The following is a 19641-nucleotide window of genomic DNA, read 5'->3' as shown; positions in this document are numbered from 1 at the left end:
CAGGGCCGAACCCTATTTCAGCAGCACCAGTTCCTCGGCCATGCTCGGATGCAGCGCCACTGTTGCATCGAAATCGGCCTTGGTCAGCCCGGCCTTCACCGCGATTGCGGCGGCCTGCAATATCTCCGGCGCATCGGGGCCGATCATGTGGAGCCCGACGACCTGGTCGGTCGCGGCGTTGACGACCATCTTGTAGAGCGCGCGCTCGTTACGGCCGGCGAGGACATTCTTCATCGCGCGAAAATCGCTCGTGTAGACGCGGATGCTGCCGAGCTTGTTGCGCGCCTGCGCCTCGGTCATGCCAACCGCGCCGATCGGCGGATGGCTGAACACCGCGCTCGGGACATTCTGGTAATCGACCACCGTCGGCTTGCCGCCGAACACGCTGTCCGAAAAAGCCTGCCCCTCGCGGATCGCGACGGGGGTGAGCTGGATGCGGTTGGTGACGTCGCCGACGGCATAGATGCTCGGCACCGACGACTGGTTGGTCTCGTCGACCTTGATCGCGCCATGCTCGTCGAGTTCGACCCCGACCTCCTCCAGCCCGATGCCCTTGGTGTTCGGGACGCGCCCGGCGGCGACAAGCACCGCGTCGGCAGTGATCGGCTCGCAGCCTTCAAGCATCACGGTGAGCGATCCGTCGTCATTCTTGCTGATCGACTGGAAGGGTGCGTTGAACTTGAAATCGATGCCCTTGGTCATCGAAATCTGCAGCAGCCGGTCGCGGATCTGTTCGTCATAACCGCGCAGGATCGTGTCGCCGCGATTGACGATCGTCACCTTGCTACCGAATTCGTTGAAGATGCCGGCAAACTCGTTGGCGATATAGCCGCCACCCGCGATCACGACACGCTTCGGCAGCTTCTCGAGATGAAAGACCTCGTTCGAGGTGATCGCATGCTCGCTGCCCGGGAATTCGGGGACGTGCGGCCAGCCGCCGGTCGCGACGAGGATGCGTTCGGCGGTCAGCTCGGTGCCGTCGGCCAGCCGCACCTTCTGCGGCCCGGCGATCGTCGCGCGCGTCTTCAGCACGGTCACCTTGTGGTTGTCGAGCGTCTGGCCATAAAGGCCTTCGAGCCGCGTGACCTCGGCCTGGACATTGTCGCGCAGACGGTCCCAGTCGAACTTGCAGTCGGGCACGTCCCAGCCGAAATGGCGCGCGTCCTTCAGATCCTCGGCGAAATGGGCGCCGTAGACGAGCAGCTTCTTCGGCACGCAGCCGCGGATGACGCAGGTGCCGCCGACACGATAATCCTCGGCCACCGCAACACGCGCGCCATGCGATGCGGCGATACGCGAAGCGCGCACCCCGCCCGACCCGGCGCCGATGACGAAAAGATCATAGTCGAAATTGCTCATGAAGGACCCCTGAAGATGCTGGCTGGCATTCGCAGCGGCCGCCTATGTGGTTACGCGGGCGTCGCTTGCCAATCGAATTTTGCGCTCATTCTATTCGCCCAGCGCCGCCGCCATCAGCGCCTGCGTCGCGGGATCGAATTCGACCGTTCCCGCGGCGAGCCCCTTGGCCATCTCCTTGCCGAGTTCGACCCCGAACTGGTCGAAGGGATTGATGCCGAGCAGCACCGCATTGGCGAAGACGCGGTGCTCGTAAAAGGCAATCAGTGCGCCGAGGCTGCGCGGCGTGACCTGGTCGAGCAGGATCGTCGTCGACGGCCGGTCGCCGGGATAGTTGCGCGCGCCGTCGTCGCTCGTCCGCCCGGTCATCAACGCCGCGCCCTGCGCGATGCAGTTCGCGACGAGCGTTTCGTGATGCGCCTCGTCGAGCAGATGGTCGGGCTCGCGCGCGACGACGAATTCGACGGGGATCAGATGCGTGCCCTGATGAAGCAGCTGGAACACCGCATGCTGCGCGTCGGTGCCGACCCCGCCCCAGGTGACCACCGCACTTTCGCGCGCCAGCGGCTCGCCGTCGAGCGTCACCGCCTTGCCGTTCGATTCCATTTCGAGCTGCTGGAGATAGGAAGGGAGCAGCCGCAGCCGTTCGTCATAGGCGAAGACCGCGCGCGTCTGGCAGCCGAGGCGGTTGGCATATATCTGGTCGGCGAAGGCCGCGAGCAGCGGGACATTGTCGGCGCCGTTGCACAGGCGGAAATGGCGGTCCATCTCGGCCGCGCCCTCGAGCATGTCGGCAAAGGCGTCCCAGCCGAGCGCGAGCGCAGCGGGAAAGCCGATCGACGACCAGAGCGAATAGCGGCCGCCGACACTCTCGCTGAACGGCAGGATGCGCGTTTCGTCGACGCCCCACTCCATCGCGCGCTCGGGCATCGCGGTCAGCGCGATGACGCGGCCGAAGGGATCGGGCACCCCGGCATCCTCGAGCCATTCGAGCGCCGACGCGGCGTTGAGCAGGGTTTCGGTCGTCGTGAAGGTCTTCGACGCGACTGCGACCAAGGTGCAGGCCGGGTCGAATTTCGCGAAAGCCTCGGCGAGCGCCGCGCCGTCGACGTTTGACACCACCGCGACGTCATAGCGCGATCCATTACGGCCGAGCGCATCGACGAGCAGGTCGGGGCCCAGCGCCGACCCGCCGATACCGATATGGAGCAGGTGGCGTATCTCGCCAAAGGCACCCGCCTCGATCGCGTCGATCAGCATCCGCATCCGCTGGTGCAGCGCCTGCGCGCGGTGGACGGACTCGGGGGCACCGTCGCCGCGTTCGGCGCTATGTTCGGCGGCGCGATCCTCGGTCGGGTTGGCGATGCCGCCGGCGAAGAGCGTCTTGCGGCGCCCGGCGAAGTCCTGCGCCGCCGCAAGTTCGGACAGGACCCCGATCGCGGCATCGTCGAGATGCGTCTTGGCGAAATCGAAGCGGATGTCGGCAACGGTCGAAACCAGCTTGCCCAGCCGCTCGGCGGGGTCGGCGGCAACGAGATCGGTCAACCGCTGCGGCTGCCAGTCGGCGAGCGCCTGCCAGGCTTGGTCGGCTGTCGTCATATATCGGCTTCCTTATGCTGTCCGGTGGCCGTTTCCATAGGTCCGCCGCGCCCTGCGCGCCAGTGCGATCCACCGATATTTGCTTGCACGCAGACCTATTCGTCGCCAAATGCCGCGCCATGACCGAAGCCAGCCTTTCCGCCGAGACGCCGCCCGTCGCCGGCGCTGCGAACCCCACTCCCGCCGCCGCCCCGATGAGTGCCAAGGAAGAGGCGATCGACACCGTCCGCTTCCTCGCCTGGCTGGCGATCGCGGTGCTGATTTTCCGCAGCTTTTTCCTGTCGCCTTTCAATATTCCGTCGGAATCAATGCAGCCCCGGCTGCTGATCGGTGACTATCTGCTCGTGAACAAGATGGCCTATGGCTATTCGAAATACAGCCTGCCGTTCAGCGTGCCGCTGATCCCCGGTCGGATCTTTGCCAAGACCCCCGAGCGCGGCGACGTCGTCGTGTTCAAGGCGCCGCCGCAGAACCGCGACGACTGGATCAAGCGCGTGATCGGCGTTCCCGGCGACACAGTGCAGGTCGTTGACGGCATCGTCTGGCTCAACGGCAAGACGCTGCCGCGCGAAGCGATGCCCGACCTCGTCATCCCGGTGACCGACAATATGCTGGAGGCGGCGCGCGTCGAACTGCGCAACCGCGGCCTGCCGGTGCCGAAGGACGACAGCCTGCTCAACACCTGTTACAGCGTCGCCTTCGAGATCAAGGCGACCGACGGCACGCGCCAGTGCCGCTTCCCGCGCTTCAAGGAAACGCTGCCCAACGGCAAGAGCTATGCGGTGCTCGATATCGTCGATCTGCCCGTCGACAACACGACGCTCTACACCGTGCCCGATGGCAAGGTGTTCCTGATGGGCGACAACCGCGACCGCAGCGCCGACAGCCGCGTACCGATGGAAGAAGGCGGGCTTGGCGGCGGGGTTCCGCAGGAGAATCTGGTCGGCAAGGCGATGGTCGGCATGTTCTCGACCGACGGGTCGGCGAGCTGGATCAACCCGATCAGCTGGTTCACCGCGGCGCGCTGGGACCGCATCGGGGATGGCTTTTGACGGGCGGCGCCACCGCCGACACGATCGCAGCCATCACCGGTGCCGCGCCGCGCGACATCGGCCTGTACCATGAGGCGCTGACCCATGGCAGCAGCGGCGCCGGCGATTATCAGCGGCTCGAGTTCCTTGGCGACCGCGTGCTCGGCCTCGTCATCGCATCCGAACTGTTCCGCCGCTTTCCGAAGGCCGCCGAGGGCGAGCTCTCGTCGCGCCTCCACGCGCTCGCCTCAGGCGAAACCTGCGCGCGCATCGCACAGGGTCTCGACCTCAACGCGCATGTCCGCTTTGGCAGCCAAGCGATCGGCGACGGCGGCCGCCACAGCGACAATATCGCCGCCGACGTGCTCGAGGCGCTGATCGGCGCGCTGTGGCTCGACCTCGGCGAAGAACCCGCGCGCGCCTTCATCGTCAAACAATGGGGTGCGATGATCGACGGGCAGGTCGCGGCGCCGAAACACCCCAAGGCCGCGCTGCAGGAATGGGCCGCCGCCAAGGGCCGCAAGCCCCCCGAATATCGGCTGATCCGCCGCGACGGGCCCGACCATGCCCCGCGCTTCCGCGTCGGCGTGACGGTCGGCAAGCTCGCCCAGGCCGAGGGCGAAGGCGCCTCGAAACAGGCGGCCGAAAAGGCCGCCGCAATCGCGATGCTCGCGATTCTGGAAGGACTGAAGGAATGACCCATCGTTGCGGTTTCGTCGCCGTCGTCGGCGCGCCCAATGCGGGCAAATCGACCATCGTCAACGCGCTCGTCGGCCAGAAGGTCGCAATCGTCAGCCCCAAGGCGCAGACCACGCGCACGCGGCTGATGGGCGTCGCGATGGAGGGCGAGACGCAGATCGTGCTGATCGACACTCCCGGCATCTTCGCGCCGACCCGCCGCCTCGACCGCGCGATGGTCGCCGCCGCGTGGGGCAGCATCGAGGAAGCCGAGGCGATCCTCGTGATGGTCGACGCCGCCGCCAAGCTGACCGGCCGCGTCGAGCGCGTGCTCGAGGGCGTCGCGAACCGGCCCGAGAAGAAATATCTGGTCCTCAACAAGGTCGACCTGACCAAGAAGGACAAATTGCTAACCATCGCGACCGAGCTCAATAGCCGGCTCGCCTTCGACGAAACCTTCTTCATCTCGGCGAGCAGCGGCGACGGTGTGCCCGAACTCAAGGCGCATCTGGCAAAGCTGATGCCCGAAGGCCCCTGGCATTTTCCCGAGGACGAGGTCAGCGACGCCCCCGAACGCATGCTCGCCGCCGAAATCACGCGCGAGCAGCTCTATCGCCAGCTCCACGAGGAACTGCCGTACCAGTCGACCGTCGAGACCGAGAAGTTCACCAACCGCAAGGACGGCAGCGCCGAGATCCACCAGCAGATCCTCGTCGCGCGCGACAACCAGCGCGCGATCATCCTCGGCCACAAGGGCGAACGCATCAAGGAAATCGGCAGCCGCGCACGCGCCGAACTCGCCGAGTTGCTGGGCCGCAAGGTCCATCTGTTCCTGCATGTGAAGGTCAAGGCGAACTGGGACGAGGACCGCGGCGTTTATCGCGACATGGGCCTCGACTGGGTCGACTAGGCAAACCGATGCCCGTCGATCCGCTCGATACGCCGCGTCATCGTCTTCGGTCGATATTGAGGAACTGGTCGGCCATAGCCATTGCAGTTCTCGCGGTGCTCCTGATCGCGGGCTGGGGCTATGTTTCGTCGACCGGGACCGAAACCATTATATCCGGTACGATCATCCGCATCGAGCAGGACGGCGCCAAGAGCCTGAAGACGCGCGCGCACGTCCGCCTGCTCAATGGGACTGAAACGGCGGTCTTTCTGCCCGGCAAGACAAATTGCCGAACCGGATCGACCGTTCGGCTGATCCAGCGTGACAATGCCGCAGGGCGCACTTTTCATACCGCGTTGGTGGCATGCACCAGTTGACGAGCCGGTAGCGCACCACGGCATTTGCCTATACATCGACCCCAATTGCGTGAATTGGGGGAGAAAATATGCACCGGCCGCCATCGATCATCGCCTTCGAATGGCTCGTGTGGACTTCGGCTTTGGTATTTATGCAAGTATGCCTTTTGGGATGGACGACCATCCTGCTTGTCGAGGGCCGCCCTCAGTGGATGTCCGCCCCAGCAACGCTGAACACCATCTTGATCATCGCCGGGTTGGGAGGCTTTGGTCTAGCATCGCTATTCTTTCATGCCATCACCAGGCGCCGGAGCAGCGCTGCACGAAGAGCATATGCCGTCCTTGCGAGCGTAGGAATCTTGGCGAGCTTTACGGGGCTATTATTAGCAGACCTCCCGCCCAGCATTATGATTGGCTCCGTAGGTGCCGATCTGTTAGCCTTCCTGTCGATCATTTGCGCCTATCAACCGAATGCCACCCGCTGGTTAACAAATTCTCATCGCCTCGATCCGACGACCTTCGGCTAGATAGATCATTCCGCTAAATCCGCCGGCAATCGTCCGGCGGCGGCTGCCCGTCGAAGCGCGCGCCGATCCATGCCAGCGTTTCGGCGACGCTGTCCTTCGCGCTCGCGCCATGCTCGGTGCCGGGCATTTCGACATAACGGACCTTGGTGCGGTTGCGGCACACCGCCTGCGCAAAGCGGCGCGTGACGGCGGGCGCGACGATCACATCCTTGTCGCCCTGTGCGATCAGCAGCGGCCCCGGCACGCGCGCCGGATCGACGCTGTTGGCGCTCGCGAGCGATTTCCAAGGTTCGATCGCGCCGATGTCCTTCTTCTTGGTCACGCGCGCGACGGTCAAGATGCCGAGGATCGTGCCGAGCTTCGGCTTCCGCTCGAAGCTGACGCAATTATTTTCGGCCAGCCGGTGGATGATCCCCGCATTCGACTTGTTGACGATCCCGTCCATCGAATAGCCGTACAAGGTCGACCAGCTGTGCAGCGCAAAGGACAGCAGCAGCGCGCGGGCATTCTTGTCGCTGCCTTCGCGCAGATTGGCGGCGAGGTCGGTCGGCGGCGCGGCCGCAGCGGCGCCGACGAGCGTCAGTTCGGACGCATAGCGCCGCGCGTTGGTGGCAGTCCACAGCGCGGCATGGCCGCCCTGCGATTCCCCCCATACCGCGAAACTGGTCCCCGCCGCCGCACCCGGGATCGCGCGCGCCGCGCGAACCCCGTCAAGCACCGCGCGCGAAGTCTCGTCGCCGATCAGGAAGGGATGCATCATCGGGCTGTTCAGCCCGATATAATCGGGCGCGACGACGACATAGCCTGCACGCACCGACGGCTCGACACCCGCCGAGGCGCCGAAGAAATTGCTGCTGAGCGAGGGCGCGCATTTCTCAGCCACGCCCCATGCCCCATGCGTCCAGGCGATGACACGGCGCGGGCGCGGCGGCACCGCCTCGCGCGGCGCCGCGACGATGCCCGTGACACGCAACGGCTCGTTCTTTGCGTTGGTCGTCCAATATTGGACGCGCCACGCCTGCACCCCCGGCGGCGTATCGACCATCGGCTCGGCGGTGATCAGGCTCCCGGCCTGCTGCGCAGCCGCAGGGCATGCAGGGATCGAAAAAGCGGTGAGTAGAGCGGCAAGCAAGCGGCGCATGGGCATTCTCCCGATGCGGCAGCCTATCACGGCTGCCGCATCGGGGAATAGGGCTTGTTCACAACGCTATTCGGCGTCCTTCGCCGCCGCCTTTTTCGCGGGCGCCTTCTTCTTTGCAGGCGCCTTCTTGGCGGCGGCCTTCTTCGGCGCCGCTTTCTTCTTGCCCTTCGCCGGCCCCTTCGCGGCGCGCGCGTCGATCAGCGCGATCGCTTCCTCTTCGGTCAGCTCGTCAGGCTCCATCGACTTAGGCAGCGTCGCATTGGTCGTGCCGTCGGTGACATAAGGGCCAAAGCGTCCCGCCATCAGCTTCATGTCGCCGCCGCTGGTCGGGTGCGCGCCGAAGGTCTTGAGCGGTTCGGCCTTGGTCCGGCCGCGTCCGCCGCCATTGGCGGCATCGGCGATCCGCGCCACCGCGGCGTTCATGCCGATCTCGAAGATTTCGGTGGTGCCGGTCAGCTTCGCATATTTGCCGTCGTGGAGCAGATAGGGGCCGTAACGCCCCAGCCCCGCCATGATCGGCTTGCCGCTTTCGGGATGCACACCGACCTCGCGCGGCAGGCTCAAGAGCCGCAGCGCATAATCGAGGTCGAAATCCTCGCCCGGAATATCCTTGGGGATCGACGAACGCTTCGCCTCCTTGCCGTCGCCAAGCTGGATATAGGGTCCGAACCGCCCGCTGCGCTTCGTCACTTCCAGCCCGGATTCGGGATCATTGCCCATCGCCTCGGGCCCGGTATCGCCACCGTCGCTGCCGCCCGGCTGGGCGAATTTGCGCGTGAACTTGCAGTCGGGATAATTGCTGCACGCGATGAACGGCCCGAACTTGCCGCCACGCAGCGCCAGCCGCCCGGTGCCGCAATTGGGGCAGAGGCGCGGATCGCTGCCGTCACCCTTGTCGGGAAAGAGATAGGGGCCGAGGAATTCGTCGAGCGCCGCGGTGATCTCCGACGGCTTGAGTTCCATCACCTCGCCGGTGCGCGGCTTGAAATCGCGCCAGAAAGCTTCGAGCACCGCCTGCCACTGCGCGCGGCCGCCCGACACGTCGTCGAGCTCTTCCTCGAGCCCCGCCGTATAGTCATATTCGACATAACGGGTGAAATAGCGCTCAAGGAAGGCGGTGAGCAGCCGCCCGCTCTCTTCGGGAATGAAGCGGTTCTTCTCGACCGTCACATAAGCGCGGTCCTTGAGCACCTGGAGGATCGACGCATAGGTCGACGGGCGCCCGATGCCGAGCTCCTCCATCTTTTTAACGAGGCTCGCTTCCGAATAGCGCGGCGGCGGCTGGGTTTCGTGGCTTTCGACCTCGACCCCGGTCTTTGCCGGCGCATCGCCCTTGGACATCGCGGGCAGCAGGCGCGCATCGTCATCGTCGCCCGCATCATCGCGGCTCTCGTCATAGAGCGCGAGGAAGCCGGGGAATTTCACCACCTGCCCGGTCGCGCGCAGCATCGTCTTGCCGGTGCCGTCGCTCAAATCGATGCTCGTGCGTTCGAGCCGCGCCGACGCCATCTGGCTCGCCATCGCACGCTTCCAGATCAGCTCATAGAGCCGGCCATGGTCGCCGCTGCCGGCCTTGTCCTTCGAAAAATCGGTCGGACGGATCGCCTCATGCGCTTCCTGCGCATTTTTCGCCTTGGTCTGATACTGGCGCGGCTGGTCGGGGACATAGCCGCCGTCGTAGCGCGTCGCGATCGCCTTGCGTGCGGCGCTGATCGCGCTGCCGTCCATCTGGACGCCGTCGGTACGCATATAGGTGATCGCGCCATCCTCATAGAGGCCCTGCGCGATGCGCATCGTGTGGCTCGCCGAGAAACCGAGCTTGCGCGCAGCCTCCTGTTGCAGCGTCGAGGTCGTGAAGGGCGGCGGCGGGTTGCGCGTCAGCGGCTTGGTCTCGACCGTCTCGACGGTGAAATGCCCCGCCTTCACATCGGCCTCGGCGGCGCGCGCATCGGCCTCGCTGGTGATCGACAGCCGCTCGATCTTGTCGCCGCGCCAGCGCGCCAGCCGCGCCTTGAACGGCGTCCCCGACATTTCGAACAGCCCGGTGATCGACCAATATTGCAGCGCCTTGAACGCCTCAATCTCGCGCTCGCGCTCGACGATCAGGCGCAGCGAGACCGACTGGACGCGTCCCGCCGACTTGGCACCGGGCAGCTTGCGCCACAGCACCGGCGACAGGGTGAAGCCGACCAGATAGTCGAGCGCACGGCGCGCGCGATAGGCGTCGATCAGGTCGGTATCGAGCGCACGCGGCGCCGCCATCGCATCGGTCACCGCCTGCTTGGTAATCGCGTTGAAGGTCACGCGGTCGACCGTCTGCGGCAGCGCCTTTTTCTGGCGCAGCAATTCCTGGACGTGCCAGCTGATCGCCTCGCCCTCGCGATCGGGGTCGGTCGCGAGGATCAGGCGATCGGCCTGTTTCGCCGCGTCCTGGATTTCCTTCAGCCGCTTCGCCTTGTCGGGATAGAGCTGCCACTGCATCGCGAACCCGTCGTCGGGATCGACAGACCCGTCCTTGGGCGGCAGGTCGCGAACATGGCCATAGCTGGCCAACACCTTGAAATCGCGGCCGAGATATTTTTCGATCGTCTTCGCCTTGGCGGGCGATTCCACAATAACCAATTGCATGTAAAAAGCTTGTCCTGCTGTCTCTCACGTACGTACGCGCGAGGGTGGCGGGCGCCCCGCTATCCCGTCAAGAGGATTTAGAGAGCGCCCGCACCAGGATCAACGCAGCGGCGTCAGCCTCCCGATCAGCAACGTGCTCGCGAGATTGGCCGCCTTCGCCGCGCCCTCTTCGTAATTGCCGGGCTTGGCGGTGAAAGCGAATTTGCGCGTCTTGCCCAGGCGCAGCCCGCCGAAGCCCGCAACCGCCGCGAGCCCGCCGACGACGTTACCCGCCGACTGCATCGCCTTGTCGGCGCCGCTCGACGCGTCGCTCTTCTCGACGAACTCGCCCTCGACCGCGACGGGAGCCTTGACCGTGATCACCGACTGCTTGCCGCTCGGCGCGATCAGCGTGATGCGCGAATAATCGGCGCTCACCGACAAGGCGCTGTTCACCTGCAACCCGCCGAAGCTGAACGCGCCGGGGCGCTTGAGCTGCGAAAAGTCGATCAGATAGACGACGTCGATGACTCCGACGCCCGACTGTTTGGCGTAATTGTTGAATGCCATGCTTGCCTGTCCGGCGGCCATGTTGATGCCGATGCTGCTCATCCCCGATCCCGTGAAGTCGCCCGGGATCATGTGCAGCCCGGGCAGCGCAGTCGGCTTGTAGTAGGTCGCCTTGCCCTTGCTGCCCTTTTCGAGCGCGATGTTGATGTCGAGCGGCGCCTCCTGCGGCTTGGTCTTCGCCAGCGCGGCATGACCGAACAGGTCGGTCGGTGCCTGGACCGTGTAGCCATTGGCCGTCAACTGGGTCACGAAGTCGGCATAGGCGGCGTCGGTGACCGCTTGCATCATCTCTGGCGTCACCCCGACCAATTCGCTCTTGGCCTTGGTGGTGCCGCCGAACGCGCCGATCAGGCCGCCGCTGGCCGCGCTCTGGTCGGTCGATTCAAAGATGAAGCCGATGTTGAATGCGCCGACCGCGACAGTGGTGACGCCCTTGGCATTGGCGGGGCCGGCAATCTTTACCGGCTCCTTTTCCTTGGCGATGACGGCGACAGGCTGGAACAGCATCGCCGCGATGGCGACGGCCGACAGCAGTTTCTTCATGGATCTTTCCTCCGACCCCGGCGGCCGGATAAAACCGGCGGCTGGGGATCCCCGAAGCGACCCATGGCCCCCGCATCGAACAGATGCGGGGGCAAGTCAACGGCTTATGAATCCTGCCATTTGAAGTCGGCGGGCAATATGCATTTGCCCGCATCGTAATTGCCCACGCTGCGGATGACCTCGCTGTCCTCGGGCTCGATGCGGCGGCCGCTGATCTGGCTGTCGACCACCCGGCGGACGAGCGCGTCGAGCCGCGTGACGAGATAGCAGTCGATCGCCGGCGCCGCATGCGCATTGCCGATGCCGCTGTCGTCGGTCAGGAACAGATAGCGCGACTGGGTCGCTGCGGCCATCGCGCGCATCGCATATTCCGCCTCGTCGGCGACGCCCGAAGCGGCAACCGGGGTGATATGGATGCGCTTGGCGCGCGCCGCCTCGGCCGCCTGCCAGGTGCGTCCGAACAGATCGTTATGCGGCGGCGCGTCGGCGACGAGCAGCAGCGATTTCACCGCGTCGGGGCGCCATTCCTGCCCGACCGCGCGGATCAGCGCCTGGTCCATCGCCTCGGGATAATCGCCGCCGCCGGTCGCATATTGCGCTGCCAGCGTGCCTTGTGCACGGCCGATGTCGCGATCGAACACCACCGTGCGCGTGATATATTCGTCGCCGATGTCGCGATAGAAGACAAAGCCGACGCGGATATCGAGGTCGCGATGCTTCGCGGTGATCGACGCGATGATCGCGCGCATCTCCGACTGGAGATAACGGATCTCGTCGCCCATGCTGCCCGTAGTGTCGACGACGAGCATCAGGTCGAGCTTGGTCGCCTTCGTCGCCGTCTGGCTGGCGGTCAGCCCGACGACCTGCCCGCCCGGCGCATCGGACACGAGCACCGGCCGCGCATCGGCGATGCTGCGCCCTGCCTTTTTCGCCGACACGGTGATGCGCTCGCTCAGCCGGTCGAGTCCGGGGAAAAAGACCGCACTGCCGTCGGCCTGCGTCGCCATGGTGATGCTGTTGCCGTCGCTGCAGGTCACGACGACGTCGGCGAAGGGGATCGGCTGGCCGTTGCGGTCGTTCACCTTCACCGTCACGACGCGCATCGTGTCGACGCGCGGCAAGGTGCGGATCGCCTGACCCAGATCGGTGCGATTGACATAGGCGGCGTAGAGTTCGGGATTGAGCAGGTCGTCATGCTCGCCAGCGGTCAGTTGCCCCGATTGCGGCTGCGGCTGCGGATAGGGGCGCGGCGGCACCGGTGGGCGCCCGGTATAGTCGCTCGACGAGCCCGGCACCGGCGGTGCGGCGATCCTCGACGACCCGGCATCGGATGCGGCACGGGCCGACCCTGTCACCACAACCTCCGACGTCGACCCCACCGGCGGCGGCTCGTAGGAAGGCGGCGGCGGAGCCATCGGCGGCGGGGGTGGCGGCGGAGGCGGCATCGGCGGTTCGGGCGCATAGATCGGCGCTGCAGCGTCGACCGATATCGCCTCCTCTCGAACGGCCCCCGAACGTTTACTCACACGCTCTCCGCCCTTGGTCTTGGTGCTGACGTTCACCTGCGGCTTCGGCGCAGGCGCTTCATTGTCGAGGCGCGGCAACGGGTCGGCGTTGCGGCAAAAGCCCAGCTGCGAGGTCCCGGGCTTGGCATAAGCGATGGTCAGCGGCGCGGGGGCAAGGCCGCCCGCAACTACGGCCATCATCGTCGCGCCTGTCAGAAATCGGCTTCGCATCATCGAACTCCCCGCCATGTGATACAATATCATTAGATTCACGACCAACCGCTGAACCGTGGCTGAACCGCGATGAATCGTGAATTTATTTGGGGTTAGCCGCTATGCGCCGCGTCACAGCCGCGAAATCTTTGCCCCCGCATGGCGCTCGACCCGCCCCGCCAGCTCGAGTTCGAGCAACACCAGCTGCACCGTTGCGGCGGTGCACCCCGACTGGCGCACCAGTTCGTCGATCGCGACCGGGGTCGGGCCAAGCAGTTCGACGATATGGCGCCGTTCGCCCTCCCCCGCATCGGGCACTGCGGGCGTCGGGACATAGGCGCGTGCCGGTTCGCGGACCATGCGCGCGTCGATCGGGCCGAGCGCCTCGAGCACATCGTCGACGGTCTGGATCAGGGTCGCGCCCTCGCGGATCAGCAGGTTGCAACCCTGCGCGCGCGGATCGAGCGGCGATCCGGGCACCGCCATCACCTCGCGCCCATAGTCGCCGGCGCGGCGCGCGGTGATCAGCGACCCCGATTTGGGCGCCGCCTCGATCACCAATGTCCCGTGCGACAGCCCGGCGATGATCCGGTTGCGCGACGGGAAATGACGCGCGAGCGGTTCGGTGCCCGGCGGCTGCTCGGCGATCAGCAACTGGTCGGCCCCGAGCTTTTCCTGCAAGGCGGCATTTTCGGGCGGAAAGGCGATGTCGATCCCACTCGCGATCACCGCGGCGGTGCGCCCGCCGAGCGCTCCGACATGCGCGGCGGTGTCGACCCCGCGCGCCAGCCCGCTGACCACCGTTACATCGCGCGCCGCAAGGTCTGCCGCCATCTGGCGCGCAAAGCGGCACGCGACGGCCGAGGCATTGCGCGCGCCGACGATCGCGACGCACGGCCGCCGGAGCATCGCGGTGTCGCCGCGAACGATGACCACCGGCGGCGCCCCCTCGACCTCGCGCATCAGCGGCGAATAGTCCGGCTCGTCACTGAAGACGTGCCGCGCGCCGAGCGCCGCGACGCGTTCGATCTCGCGCTCGGCGATTTCGGCCGGCGCGATGCGGGCGCGGCCCGCACCGCCGCGCAGCACGAGGTCGGGAAGTGCCGCAAGCGCCGCCTCGCCCGACCCGAAACGCGCCATCAGCTGGTGCCAGCTGACCGGGCCGACATGCGGCGTGCGGATGAGCCGCAGCCGCGCCAGCCTTTCGGCATCGGTCATTCAGGCGCCTTCTTGGCGCCGACGCGCGGCTCGGTGCCGGCGCGCAGCCGCGCGATATTCTCGCGGTGGCGCCACAACACGATGATCGCGAGCCCCGCAAGGCCGATCGCATAAACGGGATAGCCGAGCGCCAGCGCCGCAACCGGCGCCGCGATCGCCCCCAGCATCCCGCCGAGCGACGAGATGCGCAGCAACAGCACCGCAGCGAGCCACACCGCCGCGAAAATCGCCCCGATCGGCCAGGCGAGCGCGATCGACAGGCCGAGCAAGGTCGCGACGCCCTTGCCGCCCTTGAACTTCAGCCAGACCGGATAGCAATGGCCGATCATCGCCGCCGCGCCCGCGACCATCGCGCCATGATCGCCCGTTTCGGGGAAGAAATGCCGCGCGAGCAGCACCGCGGCCGCGCCCTTCGCGCCGTCGAGGATCAGCGTCGCCGCCGCAAGGCCCTTGCGCCCGGTGCGCAGCACATTGGTCGCGCCGATATTGCCCGATCCGATCTGGCGCAGGTCGCCCGCGCCAAAGGCGCGCGTCAGGATCACCCCGAACGGGATCGATCCGAGCAGATACCCCGCCGCGATCAGCAAATATGTCGTCATGTGGCTCCCTGCTCCCTTTGCGCCTATGTGGCGGCATTAAGCGCGGCAATCAACGCATTCGCGCATGGTGACTGCCAAATCGGACAAACTCGTGGCGCCCATTGAGCGGCCCCGCCGCCGCTGCTACGGCGCCACCATGCCAACCCCGAACGCCGACGCCCCGATCCTTTTCTTCGACTCCGGCCTCGGCGGGCTCACCGTACTCGGGCCGACCCGCGCGCTGCTGCCGACCGCGCCGATTGTCTATGCCGCCGACTATGCGGGCCTGCCCTATGGCCAGAAGAGCGAGGCCGAACTGGCCGCACGCGTGCCCGCGCTGCTCGGCCGGCTCGTCGAGCGTTACCAGCCGCGGCTCGCGGTGATCGCGTGCAACACCGCCTCGACGATCGCCCTGACGCACGTCCGCGCCGCGCTCGACCTGCCGATCGTCGGCACTGTGCCGGCGATCAAACCCGCCGCCGAACTCACCAGGACCGGCGTCATCGGCGTGCTCGGCACCGAGGCGACGGTGCGCCAGCCCTATGTCGACGACCTCTCCGCACGCTTCGCCGCAGGCAAGACCGTGCTGCGCCACGGCAGCCCCGGTCTCGTCACCGGCGCCGAGGCCAAGCTGCGCGGCGAGCCCGTCGATCCGGCGGTGATCGCGCGCGCCATCGCCGGGCTACGCGACCAGCCGGGCGGCGACCGGCTCGACGTCGTCGTCCTCGCCTGCACCCACTTCCCGCTGCTCGCCGACGAATTGCAGGCCGAAGTGGGTCCCGAAGTCCGCCTGATCGACGGCGCCGAGGGCATCGCGCGCCGCATCGCTTACCTCACCGATGGTCAACCTTGGCCACAAGCGGCAGCGCCGGGCATCGCAGTGTTCACGCGCAGCGACGATCGCCCGCCGCCGCCGCTGGCGATCCTGGCCCCCTATGGCCTCGATCGCATCGAACTGATCTGACGCCTCGATCACACTGATTTTCCGCACAAGTTGCGAATCGTTCGCACTGGCTTTCGGGGACTTTCGGCGTTATTGGCCCCGCTGTTAATAGCCGCTGGAGGGAGCGGCGCCACAAGCCTGGATTGGCACCTGACTGCGGGGCTGAGACGTGAACTATAACGATATTTTCGCACGCGCCATCGATCGGCTGCACGAAGAGGGGCGCTACCGCGTCTTCATCGATATCCTGCGCAACAAGGGCGCTTTCCCGAACGCGCGCTGCTTTGCCGGCCACAACGGGCCAAAGCCGATCACCGTCTGGTGCTCGAACGACTATCTCGCCATGGGCCAGCACCCCAAGGTCGTCGCCGCGATGGAAGAGGCGCTGCACGACGTCGGCGCCGGCTCGGGCGGCACGCGCAACATCGGCGGCAATACGCATTACCATGTCGACCTCGAAGCCGAACTCGCCGACCTCCACGGCAAGGAAGGCGCGCTGCTCTTCACCTCGGGCTATATCTCGAACGAAGCGACGCTCGGCACGCTCGGCAAGCTGCTTCCGAACTGCATCATCTATTCGGACGAACTCAACCACGCGTCGATGATCGCGGGCATCCGCAATTCGGGCTGCGAAAAGCGCGTGTGGCGCCACAACGACCTCGCGCATCTCGAAGAATTGATGGCGCAGGACGACCCCGAAGCCGCCAAGCTGATCGCATTCGAAAGCGTCTATTCGATGGACGGCGACGTCGCCCCGATCCACGCGATCTGCGACCTTGCCGACAAATATAACGCGCTGACCTATTGTGACGAAGTCCATGCCGTCGGGATGTACGGCCCGCGCGGCGGCGGCATCACCGACCGCGACGAAGCCGCGAGCCGCGTGACGATCATCGAAGGCACGCTCGGCAAGGCGTTCGGCGTGATGGGCGGCTATATCGCCGCCGACAAGAACATCATCGACGTGATCCGCTCTTACGCGCCGGGCTTCATCTTCACGACCAGCCTGTCGCCGGTGCTCGTCGCGGGCGTGCTCGCCAGCGTGCGCCACCTGAAGGAATCGAGCGTCGAGCGCGACGCGCAGCAGGCCGCGGCCGCCTATCTGAAGCAGAGCTTCCGCGACGCCGGCCTGCCGGTCATGGACTCGACGACGCACATCGTGCCGCTGATGGTCGGCGATCCGGTGCGCGCGAAGAAGATCAGCGACATCCTGCTCGCCGAATATGGCGTCTATGTGCAGCCGATCAATTTCCCGACCGTGCCGCGCGGCACCGAACGCCTGCGCTTCACCCCGGGCCCGGCGCATGACGAAGCGATGATGCGCGAGCTGACCGAGGCGCTGGCCGAAATCTGGGACCGTCTCGAGCTGCGCAAGGCGGCGTGAGCAGCGCACCGGGTTTCGACGAGGTTGTCCGGGGACGCCGCAGCATTCGCGGCTTCCTCGACAAGCCCGTTCCCAAAGCACTGATCGCCGAGATCCTCGAGGTCGCGATGCGCGCACCCTCGTCGTTCAACAACCAGTGCTGGAATTTCTCGGTCGTCACCGGCGATGCGCTCGACGCGATCCGCCGCGGCAATACCGAGGGCATTCTTGCCGGCAAGCCCGACAGCCGCGAGTTCCGCCGCTTCGACGGCATCGCCGACGACCATCGCGCGCGCCAGATCGAGATCGCCAAGCAATTGTTTGGCGCGATGGGCATCGCGCGCGACGACAAGGACGCGCGGCAGGACTGGGTGCTGCGCGGTTTTCGCCAGTTCGACGCGCCGGTCAGCATCGTCGTCACCTATGACCGCGTGCTGCTCGGCAGCGACATCGCGCCCTTCGACTGCGGGGCGGTGACTAATGCGCTGGTCAACGCCGCCTGGTCGCGCGGCCTCGGCTGCGTCATCAACAGCCAGGGCATCATGCAGTCGCCGGTGGTGCGCGAACATGCGCAGATCCCCGACGACCAGGTCATCATGATCTGCGTCGCGCTGGGCTGGCCCGAAGACGACTTCCCCGCCAACGCCGTGGTGTCGAACCGCAAGAGCGTCGCCGAAGCGGTGCGTTTCGTCGGCTTCGACGACTAGGCCGCCGGCCGCATCATCCCCCAGAAATGCGGGCCGCCGCCCGGCACGTCCCATTCGACCTGGGTGACGAAGCCCAGCCGCTCGTAAAGCGGCACATTCTCGGGCGTCGCGGTTTCGAGCCAGCACGGCAGCCCTTGGTTATCGGCGACCGCCGTCTGCGCCCGGATGATCCGTCCGCCATGGCCCTTCCCCTGATGCCCGGGCCGCACGCCGACATAATGGAGATACCAGAAGCGCCCCTTGGGCCGGTGCCGGTCGATGCCGTCCTGCACCTTGAGTCCGCGCGGCAGCGCGGTGCCGAAGGTCGCGACGAGCGGCACGACCGTCCGCAGGAATTCCAGCGTCCCGCTATGCGCCTGCCCGGGCGCGCGCCACAGCGCCGCCGACGCATCGCTTGCCGAGCGCAGCGCGACACCCGCGCGCATGTCGGCGGGCACCAGCACCCGAAACAGCCCGCGCAGCGCCCGCGCGCGATGGTCGGGATCGGGCAATATCCACGACAGCGCCGGATCGGTCTGGAACGCCTGCGCCAGCGTTTCGACAATTTCCGGCCTGTCGGCGCGCGTCGCCGCCACGATCGTCTCGTTCATCAGCCCCTCCGCAGCCAAGGGAGCAGGTGCGAGGCCGCTTGGCAAGCGGCTTAGCGGCGCAGCCCCTTGTCGATCCGCACCGACCAGGCATAGCCGCGATAAAGGCGCACCAAGGTCATGCGCGCACCGATATCGCTCGCAATCTCGCGCGCCGCCTCGGGCAGCATCGCGCGCGGCGCGACATGGAAGCGCGCGAGCCAGCCGAACAGCCCCGCACGGAACCAGTCGGGCATCGCCTCCTGCTGACCGAAATCGACGATATGCAGCGCGCCGTTACTCGCCAAATGGCGCACCGCCTCGCGCATCGCGCCCTGCCAGTCGGGAATCATCGACAAGGTATAGCTTTGAAAAATGCGATCGAAATTGCCGACGCGGAACAGCGCCTGCGCATCGAAATCGGTCGCATCGCCTTGCGCCACCGTCACCCGCCGCGAAAGACCCGCCTTGGCGATCGCCGCGCGCGCGCTCTTGAGCATCTCGTTCGAGATGTCGATCCCATAGAAATGCGCGCCTGGCCAGCTGCGCGCCGCCGCGATCAGGTTGCGCCCGGTCCCGCATCCGACCTCGAGCACATGGCCGCCGACCGGCGGCTGCAGCTCGTCGATCATGCGGTCGCGCCCCAGTAGATAATATTTGCGCGTCAGGTCATAGATGTGCCGCTGGCCGCGATACACCCCGTCCATCAGCGCGGCATGGCCCTCCCCCCCGGCCATGGCTCAGCGCTTCAGGACATAGAGATGGACCCCGCCATAGATCGCCGAGCGGTCGCGCCGGGTGAAGCCGAGCGAATCCACCGCGCGATAGTCCCAGCGATCGAGCAACGCCGCCGGCAGGCGCCCGGGCAGCAGGCTCGGCTCGGCGGCGGTACGAAACAGCACGCGCGCATCCGGCCGCGCGGTGCGTGTAACCTCGGTCCACAGCGCGAGCAATTGCGCGTCGGTCATCCAATCCTGCGCGTCGAGGAAGATATAGCGATCGAAGCTTTCATCCCCGGCCGCGGCGAGCATGTCGGTCATATTCGCATGGAGCATCGTCACCCGCCCGGCGCGCGTCTGGACCGCCGCATAATTGGCGGCTTGCAGATAGGGCGGCAGCGGCGCGTCGGCACCGCGCCCATAGCCGCGCCCGAACGCCTGCCAGGCGAAATAATTGTCCTTGAGGTCGAAATCGCAGCTCAATTTCTCCAGCCGCGCGCGCAGCACGTCGGCCATCGGCTTGCCGCCCGCG

At 66.4% G+C, this 19641-nt stretch carries 19 protein-coding genes; 8 read left to right on the top strand and 11 right to left on the bottom strand.

Features of this window, described 5'->3' with window-relative positions; translation table 11 throughout:
• Positions 1 to 12 precede the first annotated feature (12 nt).
• The gene (gene gor / locus B1A78_RS00515; RefSeq protein WP_077145082.1) at positions 13 to 1359 is read right to left on the bottom strand and encodes a glutathione-disulfide reductase; all 1347 of its coding nucleotides are present in this window, start codon (positions 1357 to 1359) and stop codon (positions 13 to 15) included.
• A gap of 90 nt (positions 1360 to 1449) precedes the next feature.
• Positions 1450 to 2955 carry a glucose-6-phosphate isomerase gene (gene pgi, locus B1A78_RS00510; RefSeq protein ID WP_077145081.1) on the bottom strand — a complete coding sequence of 502 codons (1506 nt, stop codon included), beginning with the start codon at positions 2953 to 2955 and terminating at the stop codon, positions 1450 to 1452.
• Positions 2956 to 3149: 194 nt separating this feature from the next.
• On the opposite strand from pgi, the gene lepB reads away from it, so the two are divergent.
• From lepB to B1A78_RS00485, 5 genes are all read left to right on the top strand, one after another.
• Positions 3150 to 4007 carry a signal peptidase I gene (lepB, locus tag B1A78_RS00505; RefSeq protein WP_077145136.1) on the top strand — a complete coding sequence of 286 codons (858 nt, stop codon included), beginning with the start codon at positions 3150 to 3152 and terminating at the stop codon, positions 4005 to 4007.
• The gene (gene rnc, locus B1A78_RS00500; RefSeq protein WP_077145080.1) at positions 4004 to 4684 is read left to right on the top strand and encodes a ribonuclease III; all 681 of its coding nucleotides are present in this window, start codon (positions 4004 to 4006) and stop codon (positions 4682 to 4684) included. The genes lepB and rnc overlap by 4 nt, the downstream gene beginning before the upstream one ends.
• Complete coding sequence (gene era, locus B1A78_RS00495; protein WP_077145079.1) at positions 4681 to 5574, top strand: GTPase Era; 894 nt, start codon at positions 4681 to 4683, stop codon at positions 5572 to 5574. The genes rnc and era overlap by 4 nt, the downstream gene beginning before the upstream one ends.
• Positions 5575 to 5582: 8 nt before the next feature.
• Positions 5583 to 5930 (top strand): hypothetical protein, encoded by a 348-nt coding sequence (locus B1A78_RS00490; RefSeq protein ID WP_144037616.1) that lies wholly within the window; start codon positions 5583 to 5585, stop codon positions 5928 to 5930.
• A gap of 68 nt (positions 5931 to 5998) precedes the next feature.
• Complete coding sequence (locus B1A78_RS00485; protein ID WP_077145077.1) at positions 5999 to 6436, top strand: hypothetical protein; 438 nt, start codon at positions 5999 to 6001, stop codon at positions 6434 to 6436.
• A 13-nt stretch (positions 6437 to 6449) separates the two neighbouring features.
• Here the strand turns inward: B1A78_RS00485 and B1A78_RS00480 are convergent, their stop codons facing one another.
• From B1A78_RS00480 to plsY, 6 genes are all read right to left on the bottom strand, one after another.
• On the bottom strand, positions 6450 to 7577 hold the full coding sequence (locus tag B1A78_RS00480) for a lipase family protein (RefSeq protein WP_077145076.1): 1128 nt from the start codon (positions 7575 to 7577) through the stop codon (positions 6450 to 6452).
• A gap of 66 nt (positions 7578 to 7643) precedes the next feature.
• The gene (topA, locus tag B1A78_RS00475) at positions 7644 to 10205 is read right to left on the bottom strand and encodes a type I DNA topoisomerase (protein WP_077145075.1); all 2562 of its coding nucleotides are present in this window, start codon (positions 10203 to 10205) and stop codon (positions 7644 to 7646) included.
• Between the two features lie 99 nt (positions 10206 to 10304).
• On the bottom strand, positions 10305 to 11297 hold the full coding sequence (locus B1A78_RS00470; RefSeq protein ID WP_077145074.1) for a hypothetical protein: 993 nt from the start codon (positions 11295 to 11297) through the stop codon (positions 10305 to 10307).
• Positions 11298 to 11401: 104 nt separating this feature from the next.
• Positions 11402 to 13003: a VWA domain-containing protein gene (locus B1A78_RS00465; RefSeq protein WP_077145135.1), complete on the bottom strand. Its 1602-nt coding sequence runs from the start codon at positions 13001 to 13003 to the stop codon at positions 11402 to 11404.
• 144 nt (positions 13004 to 13147) lie between these two features.
• Positions 13148 to 14233 (bottom strand): DNA-processing protein DprA, encoded by a 1086-nt coding sequence (dprA, locus tag B1A78_RS00460; protein WP_077145073.1) that lies wholly within the window; start codon positions 14231 to 14233, stop codon positions 13148 to 13150.
• Positions 14230 to 14832 carry a glycerol-3-phosphate 1-O-acyltransferase PlsY gene (plsY, locus tag B1A78_RS00455; protein ID WP_077145072.1) on the bottom strand — a complete coding sequence of 201 codons (603 nt, stop codon included), beginning with the start codon at positions 14830 to 14832 and terminating at the stop codon, positions 14230 to 14232. Before plsY ends, dprA begins: the two co-directional genes overlap by 4 nt.
• Before the next feature lie 136 nt (positions 14833 to 14968).
• Here plsY and murI point away from each other — a divergent pair, with 136 nt between their 5' ends.
• The 3 genes from murI to B1A78_RS00440 all read left to right on the top strand — a co-directional run bounded on the left by murI (position 14969) and on the right by B1A78_RS00440 (position 17824).
• Positions 14969 to 15775, top strand: a complete 807-nt coding sequence (gene murI / locus B1A78_RS00450) for a glutamate racemase (RefSeq protein ID WP_077145134.1) — start codon at positions 14969 to 14971, stop codon at positions 15773 to 15775.
• 148 nt (positions 15776 to 15923) lie between these two features.
• Positions 15924 to 17138, top strand: a complete 1215-nt coding sequence (gene hemA, locus B1A78_RS00445) for a 5-aminolevulinate synthase (RefSeq protein WP_077145071.1) — start codon at positions 15924 to 15926, stop codon at positions 17136 to 17138.
• The gene (locus B1A78_RS00440; protein WP_077145070.1) at positions 17135 to 17824 is read left to right on the top strand and encodes a nitroreductase; all 690 of its coding nucleotides are present in this window, start codon (positions 17135 to 17137) and stop codon (positions 17822 to 17824) included. The genes hemA and B1A78_RS00440 overlap by 4 nt, the downstream gene beginning before the upstream one ends.
• Here the strand turns inward: B1A78_RS00440 and B1A78_RS00435 are convergent.
• From B1A78_RS00435 to B1A78_RS00425, 3 genes are all read right to left on the bottom strand, one after another.
• On the bottom strand, positions 17821 to 18414 hold the full coding sequence (locus tag B1A78_RS00435; protein WP_077145069.1) for a GNAT family N-acetyltransferase: 594 nt from the start codon (positions 18412 to 18414) through the stop codon (positions 17821 to 17823). The genes B1A78_RS00440 and B1A78_RS00435 overlap by 4 nt on opposite strands.
• 50 nt (positions 18415 to 18464) lie before the next feature.
• Positions 18465 to 19127 (bottom strand): class I SAM-dependent methyltransferase, encoded by a 663-nt coding sequence (locus B1A78_RS00430; RefSeq protein ID WP_077145068.1) that lies wholly within the window; start codon positions 19125 to 19127, stop codon positions 18465 to 18467.
• Positions 19128 to 19130: 3 nt separating this feature from the next.
• Positions 19131 to 19641: DUF3419 family protein (locus tag B1A78_RS00425; protein ID WP_144037615.1), on the bottom strand; the 511-nt coding region annotated here is incomplete at its 5' end.

Source organism: Sphingopyxis sp. KK2, from assembly GCF_001990265.1.
Taxonomy (GTDB): domain Bacteria; phylum Pseudomonadota; class Alphaproteobacteria; order Sphingomonadales; family Sphingomonadaceae; genus Sphingopyxis.
The sequence above is the reverse complement of the archived record's forward strand: the minus strand, read 5'-3'. Positions and strand labels throughout refer to the sequence as shown.

Bases quoted from the DNA above. Each gene is read 5' to 3' on its own strand.
- B1A78_RS00470 (WP_077145074.1), bottom strand. From the start codon at position 11,297: ATGAAGAAACTGCTGTCGGCCGTCGCCATCGCGGCGATGCTGTTCCAG.
- murI (WP_077145134.1), top strand. From the start codon at position 14,969: ATGCCAACCCCGAACGCCGACGCCCCGATCCTTTTCTTCGACTCCGGC.
- pgi (WP_077145081.1), bottom strand. From the start codon at position 2,955: ATGACGACAGCCGACCAAGCCTGGCAGGCGCTCGCCGACTGGCAGCCG.
- B1A78_RS00490 (WP_144037616.1), top strand. From the start codon at position 5,583: ATGCCCGTCGATCCGCTCGATACGCCGCGTCATCGTCTTCGGTCGATA.
- B1A78_RS00430 (WP_077145068.1), bottom strand. From the start codon at position 19,127: ATGGCCGGGGGGGAGGGCCATGCCGCGCTGATGGACGGGGTGTATCGC.
- plsY (WP_077145072.1), bottom strand. From the start codon at position 14,832: ATGACGACATATTTGCTGATCGCGGCGGGGTATCTGCTCGGATCGATC.
- B1A78_RS00480 (WP_077145076.1), bottom strand. From the start codon at position 7,577: ATGCGCCGCTTGCTTGCCGCTCTACTCACCGCTTTTTCGATCCCTGCA.
- gor (WP_077145082.1), bottom strand. From the start codon at position 1,359: ATGAGCAATTTCGACTATGATCTTTTCGTCATCGGCGCCGGGTCGGGC.
- B1A78_RS00435 (WP_077145069.1), bottom strand. From the start codon at position 18,414: ATGAACGAGACGATCGTGGCGGCGACGCGCGCCGACAGGCCGGAAATT.
- B1A78_RS00485 (WP_077145077.1), top strand. From the start codon at position 5,999: ATGCACCGGCCGCCATCGATCATCGCCTTCGAATGGCTCGTGTGGACT.
- lepB (WP_077145136.1), top strand. From the start codon at position 3,150: ATGAGTGCCAAGGAAGAGGCGATCGACACCGTCCGCTTCCTCGCCTGG.
- B1A78_RS00465 (WP_077145135.1), bottom strand. From the start codon at position 13,003: ATGATGGCCGTAGTTGCGGGCGGCCTTGCCCCCGCGCCGCTGACCATC.
- era (WP_077145079.1), top strand. From the start codon at position 4,681: ATGACCCATCGTTGCGGTTTCGTCGCCGTCGTCGGCGCGCCCAATGCG.
- topA (WP_077145075.1), bottom strand. From the start codon at position 10,205: ATGCAATTGGTTATTGTGGAATCGCCCGCCAAGGCGAAGACGATCGAA.
- dprA (WP_077145073.1), bottom strand. From the start codon at position 14,233: ATGACCGATGCCGAAAGGCTGGCGCGGCTGCGGCTCATCCGCACGCCG.